Annotated in this window: 26 protein-coding genes; 18 read left to right on the top strand and 8 right to left on the bottom strand. The window is 70.7% G+C overall.

The window, feature by feature from the left end; genetic code table 11:
* Nucleotides 1-116 precede the first annotated feature (116 nt).
* On the top strand, nucleotides 117-1,511 hold the full coding sequence (lpdA, locus tag P2H44_RS06615; protein WP_275762674.1) for a dihydrolipoyl dehydrogenase: 1,395 nt from the start codon (nucleotides 117-119) through the stop codon (nucleotides 1,509-1,511).
* 471 nt (nucleotides 1,512-1,982) lie between these two features.
* On the opposite strand, the gene mrdA is transcribed toward lpdA, so the two are convergent.
* The 3 genes from mrdA to mreC are packed head-to-tail and all read right to left on the bottom strand — an operon-like array spanning nucleotide 1,983 to nucleotide 5,625.
* Nucleotides 1,983-4,016, bottom strand: coding sequence for a penicillin-binding protein 2 (gene mrdA / locus P2H44_RS06610; RefSeq protein ID WP_275762673.1), 2,034 nt, complete (start codon nucleotides 4,014-4,016; stop codon nucleotides 1,983-1,985).
* On the bottom strand, nucleotides 4,013-4,606 hold the full coding sequence (locus tag P2H44_RS06605) for a hypothetical protein (protein WP_275762672.1): 594 nt from the start codon (nucleotides 4,604-4,606) through the stop codon (nucleotides 4,013-4,015). Before P2H44_RS06605 ends, mrdA begins: the two co-directional genes overlap by 4 nt.
* Nucleotides 4,603-5,625, bottom strand: a complete 1,023-nt coding sequence (gene mreC, locus P2H44_RS06600) for a rod shape-determining protein MreC (RefSeq protein WP_275762671.1) — start codon at nucleotides 5,623-5,625, stop codon at nucleotides 4,603-4,605. Before mreC ends, P2H44_RS06605 begins: the two co-directional genes overlap by 4 nt.
* A 371-nt stretch (nucleotides 5,626-5,996) precedes the next feature.
* Here mreC and P2H44_RS06595 point away from each other — a divergent pair, with 371 nt between their 5' ends.
* The gene (locus P2H44_RS06595) at nucleotides 5,997-6,818 is read left to right on the top strand and encodes a zinc-dependent metalloprotease family protein (RefSeq protein WP_275762670.1); all 822 of its coding nucleotides are present in this window, start codon (nucleotides 5,997-5,999) and stop codon (nucleotides 6,816-6,818) included.
* Nucleotides 6,815-7,279 carry a hypothetical protein gene (locus P2H44_RS06590; RefSeq protein ID WP_275762669.1) on the top strand — a complete coding sequence of 155 codons (465 nt, stop codon included), beginning with the start codon at nucleotides 6,815-6,817 and terminating at the stop codon, nucleotides 7,277-7,279. The genes P2H44_RS06595 and P2H44_RS06590 overlap by 4 nt, the downstream gene beginning before the upstream one ends.
* 79 nt (nucleotides 7,280-7,358) lie before the next feature.
* Here P2H44_RS06590 and P2H44_RS06585 read toward each other — a convergent pair whose 3' ends face one another.
* Nucleotides 7,359-8,399: a rod shape-determining protein gene (locus tag P2H44_RS06585; protein WP_092859888.1), complete on the bottom strand. Its 1,041-nt coding sequence runs from the start codon at nucleotides 8,397-8,399 to the stop codon at nucleotides 7,359-7,361.
* Between the two features lie 382 nt (nucleotides 8,400-8,781).
* A complete protein-coding gene (locus tag P2H44_RS06580) occupies nucleotides 8,782-9,141 on the bottom strand; it encodes an antibiotic biosynthesis monooxygenase family protein (RefSeq protein ID WP_275762668.1) in 360 nt (119 codons plus the stop codon).
* 379 nt (nucleotides 9,142-9,520) lie between these two features.
* Here P2H44_RS06580 and P2H44_RS06575 point away from each other — a divergent pair, with 379 nt between their 5' ends.
* The 4 genes from P2H44_RS06575 to P2H44_RS06560 all read left to right on the top strand — a co-directional run bounded on the left by P2H44_RS06575 (nucleotide 9,521) and on the right by P2H44_RS06560 (nucleotide 13,802).
* Nucleotides 9,521-11,179: a thiamine pyrophosphate-binding protein gene (locus P2H44_RS06575; protein WP_275762667.1), complete on the top strand. Its 1,659-nt coding sequence runs from the start codon at nucleotides 9,521-9,523 to the stop codon at nucleotides 11,177-11,179.
* Nucleotides 11,180-11,363: 184 nt separating this feature from the next.
* On the top strand, nucleotides 11,364-11,672 hold the full coding sequence (locus P2H44_RS06570; protein WP_275762666.1) for an antibiotic biosynthesis monooxygenase family protein: 309 nt from the start codon (nucleotides 11,364-11,366) through the stop codon (nucleotides 11,670-11,672).
* A gap of 171 nt (nucleotides 11,673-11,843) precedes the next feature.
* The gene (locus P2H44_RS06565) at nucleotides 11,844-12,863 is read left to right on the top strand and encodes a Fe(3+) ABC transporter substrate-binding protein (protein ID WP_275762665.1); all 1,020 of its coding nucleotides are present in this window, start codon (nucleotides 11,844-11,846) and stop codon (nucleotides 12,861-12,863) included.
* Nucleotides 12,864-13,034: 171 nt separating this feature from the next.
* On the top strand, nucleotides 13,035-13,802 hold the full coding sequence (locus P2H44_RS06560; protein WP_275762664.1) for a M12 family metallo-peptidase: 768 nt from the start codon (nucleotides 13,035-13,037) through the stop codon (nucleotides 13,800-13,802).
* Here the strand turns inward: P2H44_RS06560 and P2H44_RS06555 are convergent.
* A complete protein-coding gene (locus P2H44_RS06555) occupies nucleotides 13,777-15,486 on the bottom strand; it encodes an ABC transporter permease (protein WP_275762663.1) in 1,710 nt (569 codons plus the stop codon). The two genes, P2H44_RS06560 and P2H44_RS06555, sit on opposite strands and share 26 nt — an antisense overlap.
* A gap of 884 nt (nucleotides 15,487-16,370) precedes the next feature.
* On the opposite strand from P2H44_RS06555, the gene P2H44_RS06550 reads away from it, so the two are divergent.
* A complete protein-coding gene (locus P2H44_RS06550; protein ID WP_275762662.1) occupies nucleotides 16,371-17,279 on the top strand; it encodes a hypothetical protein in 909 nt (302 codons plus the stop codon).
* Nucleotides 17,254-17,844 carry a hypothetical protein gene (locus P2H44_RS06545; protein ID WP_275762661.1) on the top strand — a complete coding sequence of 197 codons (591 nt, stop codon included), beginning with the start codon at nucleotides 17,254-17,256 and terminating at the stop codon, nucleotides 17,842-17,844. The genes P2H44_RS06550 and P2H44_RS06545 overlap by 26 nt, the downstream gene beginning before the upstream one ends.
* Nucleotides 17,845-17,903: 59 nt before the next feature.
* Here the strand turns inward: P2H44_RS06545 and P2H44_RS06540 are convergent, their stop codons facing one another.
* Entirely contained in the window at nucleotides 17,904-18,719 is an 816-nt protein-coding gene (locus P2H44_RS06540) for a DNA adenine methylase (protein WP_275762660.1), read from the bottom strand.
* A gap of 166 nt (nucleotides 18,720-18,885) precedes the next feature.
* Between P2H44_RS06540 and P2H44_RS06535 the strand changes: the two genes are divergently transcribed.
* On the top strand, nucleotides 18,886-19,422 hold the full coding sequence (locus P2H44_RS06535) for a hypothetical protein (RefSeq protein WP_275762659.1): 537 nt from the start codon (nucleotides 18,886-18,888) through the stop codon (nucleotides 19,420-19,422).
* Between the two features lie 70 nt (nucleotides 19,423-19,492).
* Nucleotides 19,493-19,885 carry a hypothetical protein gene (locus P2H44_RS06530; protein ID WP_275762658.1) on the top strand — a complete coding sequence of 131 codons (393 nt, stop codon included), beginning with the start codon at nucleotides 19,493-19,495 and terminating at the stop codon, nucleotides 19,883-19,885.
* A gap of 5 nt (nucleotides 19,886-19,890) precedes the next feature.
* Here the strand turns inward: P2H44_RS06530 and P2H44_RS06525 are convergent, their stop codons facing one another.
* Entirely contained in the window at nucleotides 19,891-20,880 is a 990-nt protein-coding gene (locus P2H44_RS06525; protein WP_275762657.1) for a S24 family peptidase, read from the bottom strand.
* 280 nt (nucleotides 20,881-21,160) lie between these two features.
* Between P2H44_RS06525 and P2H44_RS06520 the strand changes: the two genes are divergently transcribed.
* From P2H44_RS06520 to P2H44_RS06490, 7 genes are all read left to right on the top strand, one after another.
* The gene (locus tag P2H44_RS06520; protein WP_275762656.1) at nucleotides 21,161-21,565 is read left to right on the top strand and encodes a hypothetical protein; all 405 of its coding nucleotides are present in this window, start codon (nucleotides 21,161-21,163) and stop codon (nucleotides 21,563-21,565) included.
* A complete protein-coding gene (locus P2H44_RS06515) occupies nucleotides 21,555-21,854 on the top strand; it encodes a hypothetical protein (RefSeq protein ID WP_275762655.1) in 300 nt (99 codons plus the stop codon). Before P2H44_RS06520 ends, P2H44_RS06515 begins: the two co-directional genes overlap by 11 nt.
* A gap of 115 nt (nucleotides 21,855-21,969) precedes the next feature.
* Entirely contained in the window at nucleotides 21,970-22,812 is an 843-nt protein-coding gene (locus P2H44_RS06510; protein ID WP_275762654.1) for a ParB/RepB/Spo0J family partition protein, read from the top strand.
* Nucleotides 22,812-24,974 (top strand): DDE-type integrase/transposase/recombinase, encoded by a 2,163-nt coding sequence (locus P2H44_RS06505; protein WP_275762653.1) that lies wholly within the window; start codon nucleotides 22,812-22,814, stop codon nucleotides 24,972-24,974. Before P2H44_RS06510 ends, P2H44_RS06505 begins: the two co-directional genes overlap by 1 nt.
* A 59-nt stretch (nucleotides 24,975-25,033) precedes the next feature.
* Nucleotides 25,034-25,777, top strand: a complete 744-nt coding sequence (locus P2H44_RS06500) for an AAA family ATPase (protein WP_275762652.1) — start codon at nucleotides 25,034-25,036, stop codon at nucleotides 25,775-25,777.
* Nucleotides 25,774-26,370 carry a hypothetical protein gene (locus tag P2H44_RS06495; RefSeq protein ID WP_275762651.1) on the top strand — a complete coding sequence of 199 codons (597 nt, stop codon included), beginning with the start codon at nucleotides 25,774-25,776 and terminating at the stop codon, nucleotides 26,368-26,370. The genes P2H44_RS06500 and P2H44_RS06495 overlap by 4 nt, the downstream gene beginning before the upstream one ends.
* Nucleotides 26,367-26,759, top strand: a complete 393-nt coding sequence (locus tag P2H44_RS06490; RefSeq protein WP_275762650.1) for a hypothetical protein — start codon at nucleotides 26,367-26,369, stop codon at nucleotides 26,757-26,759. Before P2H44_RS06495 ends, P2H44_RS06490 begins: the two co-directional genes overlap by 4 nt.
* Nucleotide 26,760 lies beyond the last annotated feature (1 nt).

Raw genomic sequence — 26,760 nt, 5'->3', positions numbered from 1 at the left:
GCATCCGGTCCCGGGGGCGGCCGACTTCGCAACAAGCTTGCCGGGGTTTCGCTTTTCGCCGCGACCGTGCGTAGGGTAAGCGAAGAGCAACCACAACCGCATGGGAGACAAGCGCCATGGCCGGGGACAAGTTCGACGTCGTGGTGATCGGGGCCGGCCCTGGAGGCTACGTCGCCGCGATCCGATGCGCGCAGCTGGGGCTGAAGACGGCCGTGGTGGAGCGCGAGCACCTGGGCGGCATCTGCCTCAACTGGGGCTGCATCCCGACCAAGGCGCTGCTGCGCTCGTCGGAGGTGTTCCACCTGTTCCACCGCGCCAAGGAGTTCGGCCTCTCGGTCGAGAACCCCAGCTTCGATCTCGACGCGGTGGTGAAGCGCTCGCGCAAGGTGGCGGGGCAGCTCACGGGCGGCGTCGGCCACCTGATGAAGAAGAACAAGATCGAGGTGGTGATGGGGACCGCGAAACTTGCCGGCAAAGGCAAGGTCGCGGTGAAGACCGACAAGGGCGAGCGCACGCTCGAGGCCAAGGACGTCATCCTCGCCACCGGCGCCCGGGCGCGCGAGCTGCCGGGGCTGGAGGCCGACGGCGACCTGGTGTGGACCTACAAGCACGCGCTGCAGCCCAAGCGGATGCCCAAGAAGCTGCTGGTCATCGGCTCCGGCGCCATCGGGATCGAGTTCGCGAGCTTCTACAACACCCTGGGCGCCGAGACGACGGTGGTCGAGGTGATGGAGCGGATCCTGCCCGTCGAGGACGAGGAGATCGCGACCTTCGCGAAGAAGGCCTTCGAGAAGCAGGGCATGAAGATCTTCGAGGGCGCCAAGGTCGCCAAGCTCGACCGCGGCAAGGGCAAGGTCACCGCGCATATCGAGAAGGGCGGCAAGACCGAACAGCTCGAGTTCGACACGGTGATCTCGGCCGTGGGCATCGTCGGCAACGTCGAGGGCCTGGGCCTGGAGGAGGCCGGCGTGAAGGTCGACCGCACCCACGTGGTCACCGACAAGCATTGCCGCACGGGCGTCCCGGGCCTCTGGGCCATCGGCGACATCGCCGGCGCGCCGTGGCTCGCGCACAAGGCGATGCATGAGGGCGTGATGGTGGCCGAGCTGATCAAGGGGCAGGAGGCGCACGCGACCGACCCCCTGAACATCGCCGGCTGCACCTACTGCCACCCGCAGATCGCCTCGGTCGGGCTGACGGAGGCGAAGGCCAAGGCCGCGGGGCACGAGGTGAAGGTCGGCCGCTTCCCCTTCATCGGCAACGGCAAGGCCATCGCGCTTGGCGAGCCGGAGGGGCTGATCAAGACCGTCTTCGACGCCAGGACCGGCGAGCTTCTGGGCGCCCACATGGTCGGCGCGGAAGTCACCGAGCTGATCCAGGGCTACGTGGTCGGCAAGACGCTGGAGACCACCGAGGCCGAGCTGATCGCCACGGTCTTCCCGCACCCCACGCTATCGGAGATGATGCACGAGGGCGTGCTGGCGGCCTACGGCAAGACGCTGCACTTCTGAACCGGCGACGGCGCGCGGAGCGGGCTGCGGCCCGGCCGCGCGCCGCCCGCGGCTCGGCGCTGCGCCGGGCGCCGGGCCGGAGGCCCCGCCTGCCGGCGCAGGCCGATGCGTTGGAGCCGGTTCCGCGTTCGGCCCCGTCTCCCTCATGGCACTCCGGGCAGATGCGCAGATGCCCCGATCCATCGAGACGGCGGGCGGTCTCGCAGACAGGCTGCTGCCACCAACGCAGGCCATCCCCTCCCTGGTTCTGGACGCGACAGGGTCGCGACGTCGCCCAGGTCGGCTGGCGCCTGAGCGAAAGCAGGACCGGTCTCCACGGCTCCCTGCCTGCGGCTTCGTTCCCGCGGCGCGGCCTCCCTCATCCTGGCGACCTCCGCCGCCGGCGCCGCCCGCCCCACGCGCCGCCGCCGGGCCGCGCCGCGGGCGAGGGGGCGGCGACCGGCGCGCGGGCGGTCGCGGCGCCTACGCGCCTCAGGCGCGGCGGCCGGAGGCGGAGGGGGCGGCGGGCGAGGGGCTGGCGGCCGGATCGGGCCGCGGGGCGGAGGCGTCGCCGGGCGCGGAGCCGGTGGTCTCGGGCTCGGGCGGTGCGTCGTCGGGCCGGGGCGCGGGGGGGCGGATGCGTCGCTCCATCTCCGCCTCGCGCTCGCCGGGCGGATAGGCCGACAGCGGCGGCTCCCCGTTCCACAGGGCGCGCAGCATCACGTCGCGCGCGATCGGGGCGGCGGCGGAGCTGCCGCCGCCGCCATGCTCGACCACCGTCGAGACCGCGTAGCGGGGCGCGTCGTAGGGCGCATAGCCCACGAACAGCGCGTGGTCGCGCCGGTTCCAGGGCAGGTCCTCGTTGCGGAACACGCCCGCGGCGCGCTCGGCCACGGTGATCCGGCGCACCTGGCTGGTGCCAGTCTTGCCCGCGAACTCCACCCCGTCCGCGTAGATCCGGCTCTTGCGCGCGGTGCCGCGGCGGTCGTTCATCACCGCCCACATCCCGTCGCGCACCATGCGCAGATGCGCCCCGTTCACGTCGAGCGGCGCAGGCGTCGGATCAGGCAGGGGGCGGCCGTCCTGGGCGCGGATCATCCGCGGCTCGATCGCGCGGCCCGAGGCGATGCGCGCCGTCATCACCGCGAGCTGCATGGGCGAGGCGAGCACGTAGCCCTGGCCGATGCCGGCGTTGAGCGTGTCGCCCACCTGCCAGCTCTGGTCGTAGGAGGCGCGCTTCCAGTCCTTGGTGGGCGCGAGCCCCTCGGACACCGCCGGCACCGGCAGGTCGGGGCGCACGCCCACGCCCAGCCGCCGCGCCATGTCCGAGATCGCGTCGATCCCGACCCGGCGCGCGGCCTCGTAGAAGAACACGTCGCAGGACTGGCCCAGCGCGTCGCGCAGCGGCAGGTGCCCGTGGCCGCCGCGGCGCCAGCAGTGGAAGTAGCTCTCGCCCAGCTGGTAGCGCCCGTTGCAGAAGATCTTCTCCGACGGGTCCAGCACGCCCTTCTCGAGCGCGGCGAGCGCCACGATCATCTTGTAGGTCGAGCCCGGCGGGTAGACCCCCGCCACGGTCTTGTTCGACAGCGGCCGGTAGGGGTCGTTGAGCAGCGCGTTCCAGTTCTTCGAGCTGATGCCGAAGACGAACTGGTTGGGCTCGAACCCCGGCGAGGAGGCGGAGGCGAGCACGTCGCCCGTCGCGATCTCGATCACCGCGACCGAGGCGCTCTCGCCCCCCAGCCGCTCCATCACGTAGCGCTGCAGGTCGAGGTCGATGGTCAGCTGCAGGTCGGCGCCGGGCTGGCCTTCCTCGCGGCTCAGCTCGCGCACCTTGCGGCCGCGGGCGTTGACCTCGATGCGGCTGAGGCCGGCCGAGCCGCGCAGCACGTCCTCGGCCTTGGTCTCGACCCCGGTCTTGCCGATCTGGAAGTCGGGGATCTGGAGGAGCGGCGTGCGCCCGCCGTCGGCCTCGAGCTCGCGCTCGTTCACCCGGCCCACGTAGCCGACCGTGTGGGCGAGCGCGGGGCCGTGGGGGTAGAAGCGGGTCTGGCCCACCTCGACGTCGATGCCGGGCAGGGCGGGGGCGTTGGCGTTGACGCGGGCGAAATCCTCCCACGACAGGTGCTCGGCCACCGGCACCGGGACGAAGGCGGGCTTGCGCTTGATCTCGCGCAGCACCCGCTCGCGGTCGTGCTCGGGCACCTCGATCAGGCGGGAGAGGCGGTCGAGCGTCTCCTCGACGTCGCCGGCCTGCTCGCGCACCAGGGTCACGCGGTAGTTCTGGCGGTTGACCGCCAGCGGCTGGCCGGCGCGGTCGAAGATCTGGCCGCGGGCGGGCGGGATCAGGCGGATGTTGATCCGATTCTCCTCGGCCAGCAGCCGGTAGCGCTGGGCGTCGTCGACCTGGAGCTTGCGCATCCGCCAGGCGAGCGTGGCCATCACCCCGCCCTGCAGGGCGAAGAGGATCGCCGCGCGCCGGGAGAGCTTGCCGGAGCGGGGCGGGGGGGCGGGGCGCCAGCGGGTCATGACGCGCCCTTGCCCAGGCGCCGGGGGGGCAGGCGGCGGGCGGGCAGGCGGCGGCCCTCCTCGTCCTGGCGCGGCGAGGCGCCGATGCGCATCCCGTAGCGCAGGATCCCCGCCACCACCGGGATCGCCAGCACCGTCGCGCCCAGGTGCGGCCCGAGGGCCAGGAGCGCGGGCGGGTGGCCCAGCGAGATCGCCATCAGCAGCCATTGCAGGCCCAGCGCGCTGGCGTAGCCGAGCGAGGCCCAGACCCAGTCGCCCCAGACCGAGCGGGGGGGCGGAAGCTCCTTCGCGCGCCAGCGCAGCGCCTCGGAGGCGAGCAGCAGCGACAGCGCGCCCGCGCCCAGCGGGCCGCCCAGCAGCGCGTCGCGCATCACCAGCAGCAGGGCGACGAGGCCCAGCGGCGCGGCGGCGGGCCGGCGCAGCACGAAGAAGGCCAGCACGCACCAGGCGAGGTCGGGCATCGGCGCGTCGGGCAGGGGACCCATGGGGGCGGCCTGCACCATCACCCCGCCCAGCGTCAGCCCGGAGAGCGCGCCCATCGCGCCCAGCCGCCGCAGCGCCGCGACGGGACCCGAGGCGGGCGCGCTCATCGCGAGGCCGACGCCACGGGGGCGTCGCCGGAGGCCGGCGCCGGGCGGGCGGCGGCTTCGGGGGTTGGTGCGGCGGGGGAGGCCCCGTCGGGGGCGGCCTCGCCGGCCTCGCCCTGCGCGGGATCCTCGCCGATCGAGGGGGCGGGCTCCTCCAGCGGGCCGTTGCGGATCAGGCCGCCGGGGCGGTCGATGGTGGTGTCGGGGCGGTAGCGCAGGATGCGCACGAACTCGAGCCGCTCGAGATCCGCCGCCAGCCGCGCGCGGGGCGTGCCGTCGGGGCCGACCACCGCGATGCCGACGGCGAGGTCGGGCGGGAACACCTGCCCGTCGCCGGAGGTGACGATGCGGTCCCCGGGGCGCACGCCCTCGGGATCCTCGAGGAAGTCGAGCCGCGGCGCGCGCGCGCCGTCGCCCGAGAGGATCGCGCGGCGGCCGGAGGGGCGGATCAGCACCGGGATGCGCGAGGAATAATCGGTGACGTAGAGGACCCGCGCCGCGCGCCGGCCCAGCCCCACGACCCGGCCCACCAGGCCCGAGCCGTCCATCACGGCGGCCCCGTCCTCGACCCCGTCGCGCGCGCCGACGTTGGCGAGGCCGGTCGCCAGGAACGGCCCGCCCGAATCCCCGATCATCTCGCCGGTGACGAAGCCCAGCGTGGGCGCGAGGCGCACGTGGTTGAGCGCACGCAGGCGGGCGTTCTCCTGCTCGAGCTGGAGGGCGGATTCGCGCCAGGCCCGCAGCCGCTGGATCTCGCGGCGGAGCGCATCGTTCTGCTCGTAGACGCGCACGAAGTTCTCGAAGTCGACGGTCGCCTCGGAGAGGAAGTCGAGCGGGCCCGAGACCCGCTCCAGCATCGGGCCCATCGCGTCGACGACGCCCATGCGCATCCGCTCGGCCCGCGGGTTGTCGATGCGCCAGAAGACGAAGACCGCCAGCAGCAGGACGCACAGGCAGGCGAACAGGATCCGCCGCAGCGCCCGCGCCGCGCCGCCTTCCGCGATGCCCTCGTCCCTGGCCATGCCTGCGTCGCAACTCCTGTCGAGGGGGCGTCGGGGGCCTCTCCCGTCGCCGCGCGTCCCCGCCTCGCGGGGGCGTCCCGGCCCGGCGGGCGTCGGCCGCGCCCGTCGCCAGAGTGTCGCGCGCGGGCGGGGCGGTCAACGCGCCCGGCGGGCGCGCCGGGACCTTCGCGCGTCCCATACACCCAAGTCCGCGCCGCTCCAACCGCGACACGCTCGCGGGCGCGCGAGGGAGGGCCGTGGCGCCGGCGCTGGGCGCCGCAACGACACCGGCGCGGCGGGGGCGAACACCCCTCGCGCCCTTCGGCCGATGGTGTATGGAGGAGGGGCAAGCGTCTTTTACGTCCCACATATTGTTGCTTCGGGAGACTACCATGACCGACCTGTTCCGGTCGCGCGCGGCCCTGTTCGGCGCCGCGCTTTGCCTCGTCGGCGAAAACGCCTCCGCCCTGACCCTCGTGCTTGATTTCGGACCGGCCGAGGACATCTACGGCGATGAGATGAGCGACTACGACGCCGCCCCCTTCGGCTTCTCGGCCCTGACCCAGACCAGCTCGCAGCAGGCGGTGCTGGCGGCGGTGCAGGACCATTACCTGAACTACCCGAGCCTGTCGCAGGACACGCTCAGCCCGCTGCCCGACGGCTACGAGCTGGACATCCATTTCGAGCTGGGCGCCTTCGGCGCGTCGCCCTCGAACGGGGACCTCGATTACTACTACGTCTCGATCGGCGTCGCGCAGGGGGGGCAGAGCTATCTGGGGCTCGCCTGGCTGGACGGCGTGGCGGCCTACTCCGCGGGCTCGATCGTGGCGGGCGTCTACACCGACAACATCGCGGGGATGGCGGGGCTCGCCTCCTCCGACGACCAGCTGATCAACCTGATCGCGGGCACCGCCTCGCACGAGATCGGGCACGCGCTGGGGCTGCCGCATCCCGAGGGGACGGGCACGAACCCGGGCGAGTCGGACTGGAGCGTGATGGCCACCGGCGTCTCGCCCTCCTTCATGCCCAACGCCCATCGCGTGCTGGACCGGGAGTTCGCCTACGACGAGTTCGCCGACCTGATCGAGACGGTGGGCCTGCGCGAGGCGCCAGCCTCCGCCGTGCCGCTGCCGCCGGCGATGGCGCTGCTGGGCGCGGGCGCGCTGGCGCTGGCGGGTCTGCGCCGGCGGCGCGGCGAGGCGGCCGCGGCGTGAAGGCGGGCGCTGCCCTTCGGCCCGTGCGGGCCCTGGCGGCGGCGCTGGCGGCGGGGCTCTGCCTCGCCGTCTCCGGCGCGGGGCCGGCGGCGGCCGACTGGCTGGCGATGACCCTCGCCGAGCGGGCCGAGACGGCGGAGACGATCGTGACCGGCGAGATGGTCGCGCTGCGCAGCCTCGCCCCCGACGCGCGGGGCCTGGTCCCGCAGGAGGGGCTGATCCGGGTCGAGCGGGTGCTGAAGGGCGAGGCGGAGGCGGGCGAGACCCTCGCCGTGGCGCTGCCCCCGCGCGGCCCGGGCGGAATCCGGACCAGCGCGGATTTCGAGCCGGAGCTGAACCGCCCGACGCTGTGGCTGCTGCGCGCGGGCCGCGACGGGCGCCCCACGCTCGACCGTCCCGACCGGGCGCTGCCGCTGGACGAGCTGCCCCCCGAGGCGGAGGCGCTGGGGCTCGCGCCCTGAGGCGGGCGTCGCGACCGGCCGGAACGAGAGAAGGCGCCCCGCGGGGCGCCTTCTTCGTCTCCGGCCGGGGCCGGGGTCCTCAGCGGTCGTAGTTGAGGATGTGGAGCAGGTCCTTCTCGTGCTCCAGCGCCTTGCCGGTGCCCAGCGCCACGCAGCTCAGCGGCTCCTCGGCGGTGGTGATGGCGAGGCCCGTCTGCTCGCGCAGCGCGAGGTCGAGGTCGCCCAGCAGCGCGCCGCCGCCGGTCAGCATCACGCCGCGGTCGACGATGTCGGCGGCGAGGTCCGGGGGCGTCGCCTCGAGGGCGGACATCACGGCTTCCTTGATCTGCATGACGGGCTCGGCCAACGCCTCGGCGATCTGGCCCTGGGTCACCTCGATCTCCTTGGGGATGCCGTTCAGCAGGTCGCGGCCCCGGATCTCGATGGCGCGGCCGCGGCCGTCGTCGGGCATGCGGGCGGTGCCGATGGTGCACTTGATGCGCTCGGCCGTGCTCTCGCCGATCAGGATGTTCTGCTGGCGACGCAGGTAGGAGATGATCGCCTCGTCCATCTTGTCGCCGCCGACGCGGATCGAGCGGGCGTAGACGATGTCGCCCAGGCTCAGGACCGCGACCTCGGTGGTGCCGCCGCCGATGTCCACGACCATCGAGCCGGTCGCCTCGGTGATCGGCATGCCCGCGCCGATGGCGGCCGCGATCGGCTCGGGGATCAGGGCGGCCTTGCGGGCGCCGGCGGCCATCACGCTTTCGCGGATCGCGCGCTCCTCGACCGGGGTCGCGCCGTAGGGCACGCAGACGATGATCTTCGGCGAGGCGAAGGAGCCCCGGCGATGCACCTTGCGGATGAAGTGCTTGATCATCTCCTCGGCCACGTCGAAGTCGGCGATGACGCCGTCGCGCATGGGCCGGATCGCCTGGATCGAGCCGGGGGTGCGGCCGAGCATCAGCTTGGCGTCCTCGCCGACGGCGAGAACCTCCTTCTTGCCGTTCTTGGTGGCGAACGCGACCACCGAAGGCTCGTTGAGGACGATCCCGCGCCCCTTCACGTAGACCAGCGTGTTCGCGGTCCCGAGGTCGATGGCCATGTCGGCCGAGAACATCCCGAAGAGGCTGCTCAGCATCGTCCATTCCTGTTGTGGGGCCGGGGCCTGGGAAACCTCCCGGCGCCGGCGCCGCGTTCTGCGACCTCTGGGCCCGATCTGGGCGCGACGTTTCGATTCGGCCGGCGTGGCGCGGAAAATATGGGGGCGAGCGGGGCAAGCCAACCCCGCGCGCCGCCGGCCCGTCGCCGCGGGCGGGGCGGCGGCAGGCCGAGGGCGCGCGCCCGCCTGCGATACGGCCCCGCAGGAGCGGCGAAGCGTCGCCGGTCGCTTCCGGGCCCCTGCCGTGGGGGCGGGTCGCCCGCGGCGCGGCGGGGCGATCCGCGGGGCGGTCGGGCGCGGGCGCCCGGGGCGGAGGCGAGTCGGCCCGGGGATCCGTCCGCCGCCGTCCGGGGGGCGCGGCTCATCCCGCGTCGGGGGCGTCGTGCAGGGCCCGGCTGTCGGCCGGGGCCTGCTCGCGGTCGGTCATGCCGTAGTCCCGGATCACGCCGGCCACGCGCAGGCGGTAGTCGGCGAACATCGCGCGCCGGCCCATGCTCTGCGCCGCGCGGTGCTTGTCGATGGCGCGCCAGCGGGCGAGCGCCTCCTCGTCCCGCCAGAACGAGACCGAGAGCAGCTTGCCCGGGGTGGTCAGGCTCTCGAACCGCTCGACCGAGATGAAGCCGTCGACCTCCTCGAGGATCGGACGCAGGTCGGCGGCGATGTCGAGATAGGGCTGGCGGCGGCCCTCCCTGGGGGTGACCTCGAAGATCACGGCGATCATGGCGCGGCTCTCCCGGCATGGGGGGCGCAGGCGGGCCGCGCGCGGGGGCGGCGGCGGGCCTGCGCCCGGATGGAACGGTCGCGCCGGGCGACCGCCCCGCGGGCGGGGCGTCGCGCAGACGGCGCGGCCGGCCTCGCGGGCGGCGAGACCGGGCAGGGGACCATACGCCCTCCGCGCGGCCGGCGCCGCACCGATCTGGAGGGACGTCCTCAGCGGACCTCATGCCGCGGAGGGGGCACCGCAGGGCCGCCTGCGGTGCCGGGGCGCCCGGGGCGGGCCGCCGGGCGGCGCGCCTCCCGCCGCCTCACCTTTGCGTGCCCCCTCTCGCGCGCCGGCCCCGCGCGCGGCAGGATCGCCGCGACCGCAACGGAGCCCGCCGATGACCGTCCAGCCGACCGCCGACCTCTCCGCCGCCGCGACGGGGGGCGTCCCGACCTCCGCCGACGCCATCGCGATGCGCCTGCACGCGGCCGGGGTGCGCCACGCCTTCGGGGTGCCCGGCGGCGAGGTGCTGGCCCTGATCGAGGCGCTGGAGCGCAACGGCATCGCCTTCCACCTCGCCCGGCACGAGAACGCCGCCGGCTTCATGGCCGAGGCCGCCTGGCACGCGACCGGGGCGCCGGCGGTGCTGGTGGCGACGGTGGGGCCGGGGATCGCCAACGCGGTCAACGTGATCGCCAACGCCCAGCAGGACCGGGTGCCGCTGATCGCCCTCTCGGGCCGGATCCCCGAGGCGCAGGCGCTGACCTACTCGCACCAGGTGATGGATCACCAGGCGGTGCTGCGCCCGCTGGTGAAGGCGAGCTTCGAGGCCCGCGCCGGCGCCTGCGCGCCGATGATCGACAAGGCGGTGCGCCTGGCGCTGGACCCGCGCCCGGGCCCCGTCCACATCGACCTGCCGATACCGGTGGCCGCGGCGCTCGAGCCCGGCGCGACGGGCGCCCCCCTGCGCCCCGCGCCCGCCCTCTCGGCCCCCGCGCCGGGGCCGGCGCTGGAGCGGGCCCGGGAGATGTTCGCCCGCGCCGAGCGGCCGGTGATCCTCGCGGGCCTCGACCTGCTGACCGAACCCGGCGCCGTGGCGGCGCTGCGCGACCTCTCGGCCCGCTGCGGCATCCCGGTCGCGACGACCTACAAGGCCAAGGGCGCGCTGCCCGAGGACGATCCGCTCAGCCTGGGCGGCCACGGGCTCTCCCCCCGCTCGGACGCCGAAATCCTGCCGCTGCTGGGGGCGGCGGACATGGTGATCTGCGCGGGCTACGATCCGATCGAGATGCGCGCGGGCTGGCGCGACCCCTGGGATCCCGCCCGCGCGATCGAGATCGCGGCCGCTCCCGACCGCCAGTACCTGCACCACGCCACGCTGTCCTGGACCTGCGGGATCGCGGCGGGGGTGGAGGCGCTGGGCGCGGGCCTCGCCCCCGCCGCCGCCTGGCCGGACGGCGCGCCGGCCCGCGTCCGCGCCGCCCTGCGCGAGGCCTTCGCCCCGGACGCGGCGTGGGGCCCGGCGCAGGCGCTGCACGTGCTCAATGAAATGAAGCCCGAAGGCTGCGTGACCACGGTCGACAGCGGCGCGCATCGCATCCTGCTGTCGCAGATCTGGACCTGCGCCGCGCCGAGGGAGCTGCTGCAGTCCTCGGGCCTGTGCACCATGGGCTGCGCGCTGCCGCTGGCGGTGGGCGCGAAGCTCGCGCGGCCCGAGGCGCCGGTGCTGTGCGTGATCGGCGACGGGTGCCTGGACATGACCCTGGGCGAGCTCGCCACCCTGCGCGACCTCGGCCGGCCGGTCGTGGTGGTGGTGCTGGTCGACGGGGCGCTGGAGCTGATCGCGCTGAAGCAGCGGGGCGAGGGGCGCGCCCCGGCGGGCGTCGCCTTCGGGCGCACCGACTACGCCGCGGTGGCGCGCGCGCTGGGCGGGCGGGGCGAGACGGTGCGCGACGCGCCCGCCCTGCGCGCCGCCTTCGCGCAGGCGCTCTCGGCCGACCGCTTCACCGTGATCGCGGCGGAGATCCCGCCCGGCGGCTACGACGGACGCATCTGAGCGGCGGAAACCGGCGCCGGCGCGCGGGCCGGTCCGCGGCGTGGGGGCGCACGGGGACGCGCCGGATCGATTTCGTCGCGTCAACAGGGCTCTGCGCCGTTCGCGTCAATCTTGACCCGGGGGCGTGGCTTTGGCGTGCTCGACGGCGGACCGGCTCGGCCGGGACCGTTATCAGGAGCACCCCATGTTTATCGCTATGAATCGTTTTCGAGTCGCGCCGGGGCGCGGGGCTGAATTCGAGGAGGTCTGGCGTCGTCGGGACAGCCGCCTCCGCGAAGTGCCCGGCTTCGTTTCCTTTCGCCTGCTGCGCGGCCCCGAGACGGAGGACAGCGTCCTCTACGTCTCCCACACCACCTGGACCACCCGCGCGGCCTTCGAGGCCTGGACGAAGTCCGAGCAGTTCCGCGCGGCCCATGCGCAGGCCGGCGAGACCCGGTCCCTCTACCTCGGTCCGCCGGAGTTCGAGGGGTTCGAGGCCCGCGTCGAGCTCTGAGACGGCGGCCCAAGCGCCCGGTCGCGCGGGCCAATTCCTGACGAAACGCGTAGGAATTGACATGACCGGGCGAAACCGTCAGGTATTCCGGCGCGCCCCCGCGGGCGCGTCGGAGCGCGCCGGATCCCGGCCGCGCCCGACCCGACGGTTCGAACGCAGGAGCGACCCCTGATGCCCCGCCTCTCCCCCCGTCTCGCCGCGCTGGCCGGCGCGCTGGCGCTGACCGCCGCCGCCGCTTCCGCGCAGGAGGTGAACCTCTATTCCTCGCGCCACTACGACACGGACGAGCGGCTCTACACCGACTTCGAAAAGGCCACCGGCATCAAGGTGAACCGCATCGAGGCCGGCGCCGACGAGCTGATCGAGCGGATGAAGGCCGAGGGGCGCAACTCCCCCGCCGACGTGTTCCTGACCACCGACGCCGGCCGCATGTGGCGCGCCGAGGAGGCCGGGATCCTCGCCCCGGTCGAGAGCGAGGTGCTGGACGCGCGCATCCCCGCGCATCTGCGCCACCCCGACGACCTGTGGTTCGGCTTCTCCCAGCGCGCGCGGATCATCTTCTTCGACAAGCAGGACGTGACCGAGCCGCCCCAGACCTACGCCGAGCTCGCCGATCCCAAGTGGAAGGGGAAGGTCTGCACGCGCTCGGGCTCGAACATCTACATGCTCTCGCTGCTCGCCTCGCGCATCGCCCATGACGGGACCGACGCCGCGACCGACTGGGCCAAGGGCCTGTGGGAGAACCGCGCCCGCGATCCGCAGGGCGGCGACACCGACCAGCTGCGCGCCATCGTCTCGGGCGAGTGCGACGTGGTGCTGGCCAACACCTACTACTTCGCCCGCGCGCTGCGCACCGACGTCTCGGGCGTGACCGAGCACGTGGACCAGATCGGCTGGGTGTTCCCCGACCAGGACGGGACCGGCGCGCACATGAACGTCTCGGCCGGCGCGATGGCCAAGTACGCGCCCCATCCCGAGGCGGCGAAGGCGTTCCTCGAGTATCTCGCCTCCGACTCGGCGCAGCAGTACTTCTCGGCCGGCAACGACGAGTATCCGGCCGTCGAGGGCGCCAAGCAGGCCCCCTCGACCGAGAAGCTGGGCGCCTTCAAGCCCGACGAGCTGAACCTCGCCGAGCTGGGCCGCAACCAGGCCGCGGCGCAGATGATCTACGACTCCGTCGGCTACGAGTGAGCCCGACGCCCGCCGGCGCGCGCCGGCGGGCCGAGCCTTTCCCAGGCCCTCGCGGCCCCGGGCGCCCGGATCCCCTCCGGCCGCGCCCGGGGCCGTTCATCTTGCGTGCAGGCGCCCCGGGACATGGTGCGCCTTCCGCAGGGGGAAGCGAGGGGAAGGGGAGTCGGAACGATGGGGTTCGCGAAAGTCTTGAGAGGGGCCGCGCTGGGCGCTGTCGTGGCCTTCGGGCTGGGGGCGGGCGCGGCGAGCGCGCTGCCCTCCTACACGGGCGAGGTGGCGATCCAGCGCGTCTCGGTCTGCACCGACGCCGGCGTCACCTGCTGGACGCCGCAGGTCGACGCCACGCTGCTGCAGGAGATGTTCGACCCCGCCGGCCTGCTGATCGTGCTGCCGGCGCCGATCCAGCTTCTGAACTTCTCCTTCACGATCGGGGGGGGCGGAGAGGTCGATCCCAACCCGACCCTGTCCGATTTCCGCGACGCCCTGTCGCCGCCCGCCGCCGCGCACACCGCCTACATCGGCGGCACGCCGGAGATGGAGGGCTCGACCATCGGCCTCGCCTACGTGGGGTCGCCCTTCGGGACCACGCCTTTCGGCATCGTCCAGGCGCTGGGCAGCTATTCGCTGGAGTTCAGCACCGCGCTGCTCGCGCATGAGTTCGGGCATATCCTGGGCGCGGCGCACGACGGGAACGGCAACACGGCCCCGAGCAGCGGCTTCCTGATGGCGGCCTCCATCTCGACCGAAGAGCCGCCCACCACCTTCTCCGCGGCCAGCCTCGCCTATTTCGGGGGCTCGACCCTGCCGGGCGAGCCGGGGACCTTCTCGACCGCCGTGCCGGTTCCCGCGGCGGGCGGGCTGCTGGCGCTGGGCCTGGGCGCGCTGGCGCTGGTCCGGCGGCGGGCCGGGGGCGTCAGCTCCCCGGCCGGCTCTTCCTGATCGAGCGGGCGAGCAGCAGCACCGGGGCCATGCCCACCGCCGCGATGGCGAGCGAGGGGGCCGCGGCCTCGGCCAGCCGCTCGTCCGAGGCGAGGCGGTAGGCCTGCACGGCGAGCGTGTCGAAGTCGAACGGGCGCAGCATCAGCGTGGCCGGCAGCTCCTTGGTGACGTCGACGAAGACGATCAGCGCGCCGGTCAGCAGGGAGCCGCGCAGCAGCGGCGCATGCACGCGCCCCACCACGCCCCAGACGTTGCAGCCCAGCACCCTCGCGGAGGCGTCGAGATTCGGGCCCAGCCCCTCGAACCCCGCCGAGACGGCGTTCAGCCCCGCGGCCATGAAGCGCGAGAGATAGGCGAGCAGGATGCCCCCCACGGTCCCGGTCAGGATCAGGCCGGTGGAGACGCCCAGCCACTCCCGCGCGAAGCCGTCGATGGCGTTGTCGGTGAAGGCGAGCGGCGTCAGCAGCCCCACCGCGATCACCGAGCCCGGGGCCGCGTAGCCGACCGAGGAGGCGAGCTGCGCCGCCTTCGCCCCCGGCCCGGGCGCGAGGCGCACCGCGTAGCCGATCAGCAGCGCCGCCCCCATCACCAGCGCCGCCGCAGACCCCGCCAGCGTCAGCGTGTTCCAGGCGAAGCCCCAGTAGCGCTCGACGCCCAGGCCCGACCAGGAGGTCCAGGCCATGTACCCCAGCATGCCGAGCGGGATCGCGAAGCCGAAGGCCACGGGGATCCCGCAGGCGATCGCCGCGGCGCGGCCCTGCCAGCCGGGAAGCTCGACCTCGGTCAGCCGCTCGTAGCGCCGCCCGGCCTGGTGACGGCGCGCGCGGCCGCGCTGGGCGCGCTCGAGCGCCACCAGCGCCACGGCGAGCGTCAGCAGGCACAGCGACAGCTGCGCCGCCGCCACCCGGTCGCCCATCGAGAACCAGGCCCGGTAGACCCCGGTGGCGAAGGTCTGCACCCCGAAGTGGGAGACCGCGCCGAAATCCGCGATCGTCTCCATCATCGCGAGCGCGAGGCCCCCCACGATGGCCGGCCGCGCCATCGGCAGGGTCACCCGGAACAGAACCCCCCAGGGGCCGAGCCCCAGCGTGCGCGCCACCTGCGCCGCGGTCACCGACTGGTGCAGCAGGGCCGCCCGCGTCAGCAGGTAGACGTAAGGGTAAAGCACCAGCGACAGCATCAGCGCCGCGCCGCCGAGCGAGCGGATCTCGGGGAACCAGTAGTCGCGCGGCCCGTAGCCCATCGCCGCCCGCAGCGCCGCCTGCACCGGGCCGGGATGGTCGAGCATGTAGGTGTAGGCGTAGGCGAGCACGTAGGCGGGGAAGGCCAGCGGCGCGATCAGCGCCACCTCGAAGAAGCGCCGCCCCGGAAAGCGGCAGGCGGTGACCAGCGCCGCCGAGCCCACCCCCAGCAGCAGCGACCCGGCCGCCACCAGCAGCGCGAGCTGCAGCGTGGTGAAGGCGTAGCGCGGCAGCACCGTCGACATCAGCAGCGACCACAGCGACCAGTCGCCCAGCACCGCCGTGACCGCCACCGAGAGCGCCGGCAGCGCGCAGAGCGCGGCCAGCAGCCACGCGGGCCAGGTCAGCCCCCGCGCCGAGGCCGCCCGCGGCCCGCGCCGCGAGCCGAAGCGCAGCCGCCGCGCGACGGGAACCGAAGCGGCCTCGAGGCTGGACTGGCTCATGCGGACTCCGGGGCGCGGCGGACGAAGGGGGGCGGAAAGCGTGGGGCCTTCCTAGACCGGGGCTCGGCCCGGCTCAATGGCGGGGAGCGGGGGAGGGGCGGTCTACGGGCGCCCTGCGGGCGGGCTTGGGCCCCCTGCGGGAGGCGCGCCCGGAAGGGCAGGGGGCGGGAGCCTCCGGCGGGCTCCTGACTCACCAAAGAACAGGGGCCGCGCCTGTCCTTCTGATCCGTCTCTCGCTGAAGATGCCTGAGCGACTCGCCCGCCGGGGTCAAGGACAAGCCCCGCCAAGAGGCGGGGTCGCTGTAAGGCGCAGGAAATGGTGGCAGTGAGGGCCTATTTTCGAGAACAGCCGTCGAGAGACGAATTCTGGCGAGAACCGTTGCACAGCAACGCCTTACCGCGAGCAGCCTGACAGGGTGATGCCCAGGCGCTCCGGAGGTTTGCGCAAAGAAATCTTCGCCGAGAGCGCTTCGGCCGCCAGAGGTTGCCCGAAAAAGCGCAATGAAAACAGTCCGAGGGCCTCGGAAGGTGGGAACGGAATCGCCGGGGCGTCGGATTCTTCCCGCCTCGACTAACCGGCGGAAATCATTTGGGAAACGCCAACATGGCCCCTTTGGGCGGGGCTGCAAGGTGGGAACTCGCGGGAGCGCCCCGCAGCCGTCCGGAAAGGGCGATGAACCGGGCTTTCAAGCGCCGCGCGAAATCAGCAGCTCGCGTCATGGGCTGGCCGCGGCTCCGGCCCCTTCTCTGGCTTCACACCGGGAACACTCTGACAACGCCAGCGACGCGCTGAGACGATGAACTGGTCCAGTGCGACCAAGTTTGACGAATCTCGTTTCTGGCGACATTTTCACGATAAAGGGTAGGATATCTGTGGGGCGGCGATGCCTAATTTTGCAATCTTTCGTTACACCATGAGTAACAGTGAGGGCGAAGAAATTGACCATAGCCACCACCTCGCAGAATTCGATAACATAAAAGGAAAAAAAGCCCCGTACAGGGTGCGCGACCCAGAGAAAAATGACGAGAAACATTTTGTGTTCGACATCTCTGATAGTAAGCTCTCCGGGCTGGACTACTTTTCCTTTGGCGTGGGCTACCAGATTACGGAGCGCCTGGAGCGGCAGCTCAACCCACGCACCGAGAAGATCTCGCCCGTATACCGTGATGCCAACGATATGCGCTACACGCGTGCGGTTTTCGTGCCCGCCTACGGCGTCTGCGCATTCCGGGATGGCTCGGGGGATGACCTCAGTGCGACGGGTGGCGCTGGGCGGGTTCGGGCAATATTTGAGCACCACGGCGAGATTGCGTTCGATTACATCGCAACTGCAAATAGGAATGATGTATCGAAGGCGCTTAAGAAACTACGCTTGATTGAGCTAACTTTCGAAGTTCGGCCATTCAACCCGCACCCGAGCGTGCCAGGAGATGAACTTCACAAGTTGCTCTCGATCGCGAAAGTCGATAAGTTCACGGGGAAAGCCCGCCCCGCTGATGGTGGGCACATGGTCCCAGACTCCGGCGGCCTCGTGTCGGAAGTCGACGGTCTAACTCAGAAATCGTACGGTCACCTCGGCCTGAAAGCAACAACTTCGGAAGGCGCTGAAGTCGTCTACAAGAAGAAGAAGCTGCAAGGGGATCGTGAGAAGGACCAAGCCGCCGAAGAGCGGCCTCAAGTTCTGTTCGTCTCCGTTGAGAAAATGGGCAGCGATGAGGCTGAAGAGCTGCAAATTGTGAGGGCTCTAAGAGAGCTGTTTGAGAGCGATGAAACAGCCGCCGACACTGCGTGAAGCTTGGCTCAAAGACATCAGGGCCAATTGGGACCGAGGACCCATCCATGTTTTGCCATGGCGGGTCGCAATTTGCTGCGGTGCGGGCTTTCTAGTATCTCAGAACATCGAAGCATCATTCTTTTATCCGCGCCGCTGGGATGTGTCGGTGACCCTCTATTCTGGCCTGCTCGCCTTCAATGCGCTCACGATGGCGCTCGCATGGAGTGGTATTGGTCGAGTCTACGACAGCTTGGCGGCGCCCAGTTTTTCGAGTTTTCTGCAACACTCTGGAGTGCTCTCAACTTATCTATTTATTTTAGGGTTTATTCATGGCGTCCAGACGGCGGCGGCACTGATGGCAATAGCTTCCCTTGGAATATTGCTTGTCGGTTGGATCCCGATCTGGGTTGATAGAATTGCGCTAGCTTTGACGTTGGGCTCGACGCTCTATGCTCTCTGGTGGGCTTACCTGGCCGCCCAGGTTGCCCGAGATCTAAGTTGGCATCATGCCACGTTCGATAGTTTGGACGAAGAACAGATCCAGCGCATCCGATTGGCGGTGGATAACGAAGCATCGGGTTAGTTCACTACAGATCCGAACAAGCCGATCGCCCGGCCTCGCCAAATCGGGGAGGCATTCGCTCAGCGCCCCGAAATGAGAAGCTCTCTTCGAGGGGCGGCCTTTGCGGCAGCCTGACGACTGATGCCGTAGGTCGTCTCGACCGCTTGAAGATCGAAGGCGGCGAACAGTTCGCGGATTTCGGGGACGTCGTTGATGGACATCAGGAACCGGCCCTGGAGGCCGGCGAGCTGCTCGGCGAGGTGGGCGAAGTCGTCGGGGCCGAAGAGCGCGCGGCCGTAGTCGTCCTCGCAGCCCCAGTAGGGCGGGTCGAGGTAGAAGAGGGTGGCGGGGGCGTCGTAGCGGCGGATGAAGTCGCCGAAGTCCAGGCACTCAATGATCACGCCGGCGAGGCGCGTGTGGAGGTCCTCCAGCATCGGCTCCAGCGTGGTCAAGTTGAACGTGCCGGGGCGCCCGCGGGAGACGCCGAAGGTGCGGCCCTCGATCTTGCCGCCGAAGGCGGTGCGCTGGAGATAGAGGAAACGGGCGGCGCGCTCGAGGTCGGTGAGCGTGTCGGCGCGGGTGGCGACCAGGCGCTCGAACTCGGCGCGGGTGGTGAGCTGGAAGCGGAGCGTCTCCAAGAACTGCGGGTAGTGGCGCTGGAGGATGCGGAATAGGTTGGCGACATCTCGGCCGCGGTCGTTGATCACCTCGGCCCTGGGCCGCGCCGAGCGCCGCAGGAACACCCCGCCCATCCCGACAAAGGGCTCTGCATAGGTCTCGTGCGGGATCTCGGCGAGGCGCGCCACGATGCGCCTGGCGAGGTTGCGTTTGCCGCCGAGCCAGGGGGCGACGGGGCGGATGGGATCGACGTGACGGGAGGCGAAGCCACTGGTCATTTTGAAACCTAAGCAGGAGAAGGCGGTCCAGAACATATCAAGAACATCGGTTCCAGATAAGTCCCGAACAACGTCGCTACGATCTAGATCTAGGTTGAGCAGGCTCGGATAATCACTAGCGTGATCCGGTGCCGCTCCAGTCAACGCTATGGGCGATGGGCCAAGAATGACGACCGCAGATTGGGCCTTGATCGTGAGCTTGGGCTCGACCGCCATTGCGCTCGCGAGTCTGTTCTGGAACATCTGGTCAAAATTCATCTACCCAAAGCCGAGGCTGCGAGTGGGAATGTCTGTCGTCCAGGCTTTTGGTCCGGGCTGGGAACAGACTCCACCCGCAGTTACGATCCGTGCTACAAATTATGGACCGACAGAGGTCACGTTGAAGCATGCGATTGCGCGCAAGCGGCCCCGTGTTTTCCGAAATGCGCGAGAGTATGGCATTCTCTACCCATACAATCGATACCCGCATGGCTTTGATACTGATGGTCCTTTCGGTGGCGGGCTTCCAAAGAAGCTGGCGGTAGGAGAGGAGTTCGCTGTATACTTCCCTCTTGAGAAGAGTTGGTTTGAAACGAATGAGTTGGACAATTTCGGCTTCTGCGATACGTTTGGCCGCAACCACTGGGCTCCAAAGCGTGATGTCGTGGAATGCCGCGAACGCGTACTTCGCGAGCCAGAAAATGCTGGCGACCAACCTGACTAGTTGAACCTTTGGTCTCGCATTCCTGGTCGCCTTGCCATGAGAAAGCGAAGTTCATTGAAGGACGAACGCCATGAGATCCGCCCTGCTCGCCGCCTGCGCTTTGCTTGCTTGCGTGCCCGCCTGCTGGGCCGAAGAGGCAGCGGCGACGAAGCCGGAGACGGTGCTTCGGCTCGGCGATGTAGTCGCGGACAAGACGATCATCCACTGCGAGGGGCTACGGCCTGCCTACCTGGTCTTTGCCGAGGACAGCGCTGGACTTCTGGAGCTTGATGCGTGGCCGCTTCACAAGAAGGTAGTTCAGCTCGGTGACCGCGTCGTCGTGGAGCGCAAGGGTACCTACTACGTCATCTCAGAGTCCGAGGTTGTCGAGCTGAGTGCAGCCGGATCGAAAATCTATTCTTGCGAGAAGTTGGGGATAGACTTTCTAATGCTCCTATCAAATCTCCTGGAGGAAGCGCAGTAGGGTGGCTAATCCCGAACCGTGTGGCACCACCATACAACGTGCCCGATAACGCGCATTCCGTCGATTTCCGAGCGAGTGTAGACTTCCGGCCTGTAGGCGACGCTGTTTTCGGACGAGAGCACAAGCGTGTCGTCATTCGGCCGTTCAGCCCACTTCACCCTCGCTTCGCCATCCTGCTCCAGTGCAATTAGGTATCTCGTGTGCGCGCCCGAAGCGCGTTTTCGGCCGGCCGGAACTTCGGTCTTGGAAGTGTCCAGTAGGACAACATCCGCATCGAACAGCATCGGCATCATGCTCTCGCCGCGTACGCGGACGAGCCGAGCATCCTTTGTCGCCAGGCCGACCTTCTGCAACCAGTCGCGGCGAAAGAGCAGATGAGCGCCAGCCTCCTCGCTGTCATTAGTGAAGCCTGTTCCGGCCGCCAACTCCACATCGTGTAGCGGGACAAGCGCGAAGTCCTCGTCCTTGCTCAGGGGGCGAAGGGCTTCGCCTGGCGGCGCCACGTCGGGACCGTAAGCCGCCTCGAAGAGGCGACGGAGTTCGCGGGCATCCAGGTTTTGTAACGCTGCCGCAAGATCGCGATCGCTGGGGTTGGAGCGCTGCGCTCCTTGGGCACTCAGATCGGCCCGCAATGCTGCCCGAGGCGGTCCAAAGTAGAATTCCAGCCCCAGAACGGCGGCGAGCTTCTGCAGCGCCGGCAAGTTGTATCGCTTCTCGCCGGAGCGGGGCAGCCGCATGTTCTTGATCAGAGACGGATGCCCAACAGCCAAGCGAGAGGCTGCCGCGTCGGTCAGCCCCTTCTCTCTGAGCGCGTCGTCGATGACGTCCAGAATCGGATCCATGCAGGACCATAGCCAAAAATGGCTAAGGCGGAAATGAATAGCCACAAGAGGCTTGCGAGATAGCCTAAACAGGCTATCATACGCCCCATGGATCAGCGCCAGCATATCGTTTCGCTTGCAGAGCGAATGGCCGCCCATCAGGGCGTCACCCACTTCGCCATCTCCATGCGGATCTTCGGAAAGGGCGATTTCTTCAAGGGGCTCATCGACGGGCGCGACTGCCGGACGAAGACGGCAAGCCGGGCTTTGAATTGGTTCGCCCTGAACTGGCCGGATGGCCTCGAGTGGCCGCGTGAAGTTCCGAGGCCGAAAGCGAAAGCCGTGCGGAGGGCGTCCTGATGTCCGCCTTCCTCCGCGCCATCGCGCTCTCGTCCTACGAGGGTCAGGAGGCGGGCCAGCGCCTGCACGCGCGCAAGCGCCGGGAGATCGCCCGATGACCGCCCCCCGTCCCACCCTGGGCGAGGCCGCGCGCCCGGTGTCCGCCGCCAGCGTCTGGTGGCAGGGCCGCCCGCTGGACGTCACGGCCCGGCACTTCGTGACGGCCACGGCGCAGGCCGCGGGCGTCTCCGAGGCGGAGATCCTGGGCCACGGCCGGGGCGAGCCGGCGCGCTGGCGGCGGCTGGGCCTCGCGGCCGCCGGACGCTGCGGCCACCTGACCACCGCCGCGGTGGGCGAGGCGTTCGAGCGCCATCCCTCGGCGGTGACCCACGCGATGACGGCGATGACGCTCGGCATGGAACTGGGCGGTTCGACGATCGGCCGGCGGATCGCCGAGATCCAGTGGCGCGCCATGGAGCTGGCCGTGCGCGAACTGACGGAGGGCGATCATGCGGCTTGAAACGAAGGTGGCCCGCGTCTGCGGCGCCCCGGAGCTGGCGCACGACAAGGCGAGCGTCGGCCAGCGCGTGAAGGCGCGGGAGATCCTCGACCAGGCCCGCGCCTGGTCGGCCGAGGCCCGGGACCAGCTGAACCTGCGGCTGCAGGAGCTGGACGCGGCCGGCACCGCGATCTTGGCGGCGCTGGAGGGGCTGGAGGTCGAGGACACGCTCGCCAGCATGTCGGCGATGCACAAGGCCGCGGCCGACCTGAAGGCGGAACTGAAGCGCCTCGCGTCGGAGGTCTCGTGATGACCCGCCTTCGCGCCTTCGTGCGCCGCCTCGAGGAAGCGCCCGAGGCCGACGCGCTCGGCCTGGCCTGCGTGATCCTCCTGATCCTCGTCGCCTTCACCATCGGAGACCTGCTGTGAACGACCTTCAGCGTATTGCCGTCGACCTGATCGACCTGGGCGACCGCCTGCGTCCGGTGAAGCCGGAGCGGGTGGAGGTGCTCGCGGCCGACATCGACATGCAGGGCGTGCTGCAGCCGATCGTCGTGGCGCCGGCGGGCGAGCGCTTCGTCCTGGTGGTGGGTGCCTACCGTCTGGCGGCGGTGCGCGAGCTGGGCTGGGCGGAGATCCCGGCGACGGTGGTGCGCGACCTCGACGAGGCGCAGCTGCGCTTCGCCGAGATCATGGAGAACGTCGACCGGCAGGAGCTGACGAAGCTGGAGCGGGCCGAGTTCCTCGCCGAGCTGGACGCGGTCTGGAAGCGGCTGAACCCCAGCGCGCGCCACGGCGGCGACCGCCGGAGCGCTAATGTCCGGGCGAAACGGGAGGAGGAAGCGAAAGCCGCCGATCAAGACGCAATTTTTGCGCTTTGCTCCGATGTTTCTGAAACTGTTGGGCTTTCCAGGCGCGCCTTGCAGATCGCGATCGAGATCGCGCGCAAGATGACGCCCGAGTCCAAGAAGCATGTCCGTGGCACGCGGTTCGAGGACCACCAAGGCGAGCTGCTGGCGCTGGCGAAGCTCGACGCCGAGATCCAGGCGAAGGTCTGCGACGTGCTGTTCGCGGACGAGCCCGAGGCCTCCAGCGTCGCCGACGCGGTCTTCCTGGTCCGCGGGAAGGAGAAGCCTGCGGGCGGCAAGAACCTGATGAGCCGGCTCAACGCCAACTGGGGCCGGATGCACCGGAACGAGCGGTTGCTCTTCGTGCGCAACCACAAGGACGAGATCCTCGACCTGGCCCGCGCGGAGGGCTGGATCTGATGATGTGGCTCTCGGCCCAGGAGATCGCGGAGGCGGCGGCGGCCGGGCTGATGCCTGGCATGCCTGCCACCAAGCGGGGCGTGAACGTCCTCGCCGACCGCAAGGGCTGGGCGACCACCCCGCAGGCGCGCCTGCGCGGCGGTCGGGAGGGGGGCGGTGGACTCGAGTACCACGTCGACCTCCTGCCGCCTGCCGCGCAGCTCGCCTGGCTGAGCCATCACCTGAAGGTCACCGACGAGGACGTCCGCCTGGAGGTGATCGACGGCCCGGTCGACGCGGCGCTCGACGCGCGGCGGGTGATCGTGCGGCTGGCCGACAAGTTCCGCTGGCAGACGCTGCTGTCCCAGACGGCCTCAGATTCGATATTCTGCGCGCTGTTCAACGGCGACCGCGTGGACCTTCCCGGCTGGGTGCGGGCCGAGGCGCAGAGCCTCTCGCCCCGCACGCTGGCGCGCTGGCGCAAGGCCGCGGCTGAGGGCGCCGCGCCCGGGCGGCGGGGGCGACCGAAAGGGTCTGGCGTTCTCGACCGGGCCGACGGCGGCGAGGTCCGCAATCTTGCCCTGGCTCTGATGGCGAAGCACCCGTTGATCAACGCCCGCCAGCTGCGCGAGCAGATCGCCCGGAAATACGGCGCCTCGCTGGAGGTGATGGACGAGGCGACGGGCGAACTGAAGCGCGTGCCGCTGCCCAGCCTGCGCATGTTCCAGGTCGCGGTCGGCGAGTGGAAGAAGACCTACCGCAACGAGATGATGCGGCTGACCGACCCTGACGGCTACCGCTCGAAGGTGGAGTTCGTCGCGACCGGAACGCAGCGTGCAGACCGCTTGAACGAGGTCTGGCAGATCGACGCCTCGCCCGCGGACATCATGCTCACCAGCGGCCGCGCCTCGATCTACATGGCGGTCGACGTCTACTCCCGTCGGGCCATCGTGCTGGTCACGCCGACGCCCCGCGCGTCCGCAGTCGGGTTGCTCGTGCGGAAGTGCATCAAAACCTGGGGGTGGCCGGAGCGCATCCACACCGACAACGGCTCCGACTTCACCGCGCACCAGACCCGTCAGCTGTTCGACAGCGCCGGCATCCACGTTGAGCTGTCGCCGCCCTACAACCCGAAGTCCAAGGGCATCGTCGAGCGCACGATCGGCACGTTCCAACGCGACCTGCAGGTGATGCCGGGCTTCATCGGCCATTCGGTCGCCGACCGGAAGCGGATCGAGGGGCGCAAGGCATTCCACGCCCGTCTCGGCGCCAGCGACGTCGAGCTTTTCGACGTGCAGCTCGACCTGGCGCAGTTCCAGGCCTGGGCGGACGACTGGACCGAGAACCGCTTCGCCCACACGCCCCATGAGGGCCTCGGGCGGCGGACGCCCTTCATGATGGCGGCGGCCTACGCGGGGCCGGTTCGCTGGCTGACCGACGAAGCGATGCTCGACGTGCTGCTCGCGCCGCTCGCCTCGAACGGGGGCCTGCGGCGGGTCACCAAGCAGGGCGTCCGGATCGACCATCATCAGTACCTGCCGATGGGCGCTCAGCCCGGCATGGACGTGCTGGTCCGCATGGACCCCCACGACCTCGGCCGGGCGATGCTGTTCACGCCTTCGGGCGACGCGTTCCTGGGCGAGGCGATCTGCCCCGAACTGCGCGGGCTCGATCCGGCCGAGGTGCTGGCGCGCGCCAAGGCGATGCAGAAGGCGGCCGAAGCGGGCGCCATGACCGAGATCCGCGGCAAGAAGCGCGAGCTGCGGGAGCTGGCTCGGCTGGAGGTGCGCGGCGTCGGCCGACCTTCGGCTGATCTGGTCGCGTTCCCGCAGCGAGGCGAGGCCCATGCCACGCCGGCGCTGGACGCTGCGGCCGAGGCCGCTGGTCGCCGCCAGACGTTCGAGCCCGCGAAGCCGGACCCCGCCGAAGAAGCTCGGCAGGCCGCCTTCGTGGCGACCTTTCCGCTGCACAAGCCGAAGCCCCGCCCCGAAACGGACGAGGAGCGCTACCTGCGCGCCCACGTCCTGCGCCGGCGGATCGCCGCCGGCGGCGAGATCTCCGCCGACGATCGCTTCTGGCTCGACGGCTACGCCGGCACCCCCGAGTGCCGGAGCTTCGACGGCATGGTCGAGGTCTACGGCTTCGACAGGGTCTTCCCGAACCACGCCCGGCAAAGCGGGTGAACGAGCCGCCGGCCCGGGACGCAAGCGGGCCGGCGGCGCACCAAGAAGAGGCGAGAGCAATGTTGGACGACACACCGACCTACGGAAGCATCGCGCCCCTGCGCAACGTGCGGGCGCTTTCGGAGCTGATCGAGCGGGTGCAGGCGCGCTTCGACGGACTGCCAGGCATGGCCTGCTTCCACGGGCCCTCGGGCTACGGGAAGACCTCCGCCGCGGCGTTCGCCGTCAACCGCTTCGGGGCGCACCACGTCCAGGTGAAGAGCTGCTGGACGCGCAAGAAGCTCTGCGAGGCGATCCTGAAGGACATCGGCGTCCAGCCGGCCCGCACCATCGCCGACATGGTCGACCAGATCGCCGAGTCCCTGCTGCGCTCCGGCCGGCCGCTTCTGATCGACGAGGCCGATCACCTGGTCGACCAGAAGAAGATCGAGCTGGTGCGCGACATCCACGAGTCCTCGGCCGCGACGGTGATCCTGATCGGCGAGGAGCAGCTGCCGATCAAGCTCCTGCAGTGGGAGCGGGTCCACGGCCGCATGGCCGACTGGGTCGCCGCGGAGCCCGCGACGCTCAACGACGTGGGCCACCTGGTTCCGATCTACAGCCGCGGCGTCGATCTCGACGTCGACCTGCAGGAGCGCCTGCTGGACGAGTCCCGCGCCTCCATGCGCCGCATCGCGATCAACCTCGGCCGGGTGCGGGAGTTCGGCCTGCGGATGGGCAAGAAGCAGGTCGGCCTCGCCGACTTCGCGGGCGAGCGCTTCTTCTCGGGCGAAGCGCCGGCGCCGCGGAGGATCGCGCGATGAGCCGGCGGACCGCGCAGCGCAAGCCGCAGGAGATGACGGCCGAGGAGCGCCGGGCGGCGATCTGGGCCGCTATGCGCGCGAAGGGCGACGACGACTGGTCGGTGCGCGACATCACCCGCGCGACCGATATTCCCCGCTGGACGGTGAAGGACCTGGCCGACCGCCTGGTGCTGGCCGGCTACGCGGCCCGGGAGGAGGGCGAGCGCGGCCTGCGCTTCCGCCTCACCCACAAGGCGGGCCCGCAGGCGCCGCGTCTGCGGGCCGACGGGACGCCCGCCTCGCAGGGATCGGGGCAACTGAACATGTGGCGGTCCATGCGGGTCGCACGCGAGTTCAGCACGACGGACCTCGCCGCCTATTCGAGCGTGCCGCCCGTCGTCGTCGCGCCGTCGAGCGCCCAGAAGTACTGCCTCCGGCTCGCCCGGGCCGGCTACCTGCGTCCGCTGCCGCGTCGCTCTGGCAGCGGGGAGGTCCGCTACGTCCTGGTCCGCGACACCGGCCCCCGGCCGCCGCGCATCCGCCGAGACGGGACGCTCGAGGACCCCAACACCGGCGAGACCGTCTCTCCCAAGACCGAAGAGGCCGTGTCGTGAACGCCCGCGTGCCGCCCTCTCCGCTCGACGTCGCCCGCCAGCACTGGGGCGACCCGCTGCCCGACTGGATCGAGGCGCTGGCCCGCGAGTGCGCCGCCGCCAGCCAGCGCATGGTCGGCGACCGCCTGAAGCGCTCGCCGAGCCTGGTGAGCCGGGTGCTGCGCAACAGCTACCCCGGCGACCTGGCGGCCGTCGAGGAGGCCGTCCGCGGCGCCTTCATGGGCGACGCCGTGAACTGCCCGACCCTGGGCTGGCTGCCCACGGACGAGTGCCAGCTCTGGCGCAAGCGCTCGACCAAGTTCGCCTCCGTCAACCCGACGTGGGTGCGGATGAACCGCGCCTGCAATCGCTGCCCCCGCAACAAGACCCCCGACCGCAAGGAGACCTGAC

The sequence above is a fragment of the Albimonas marina genome (genome assembly GCF_029223255.1).
GTDB lineage: Bacteria > Pseudomonadota > Alphaproteobacteria > Rhodobacterales > Rhodobacteraceae > Albimonas.
Note: the sequence above shows the minus strand (reverse complement) of the source record. Positions and strands in the feature narration are given on the sequence as shown.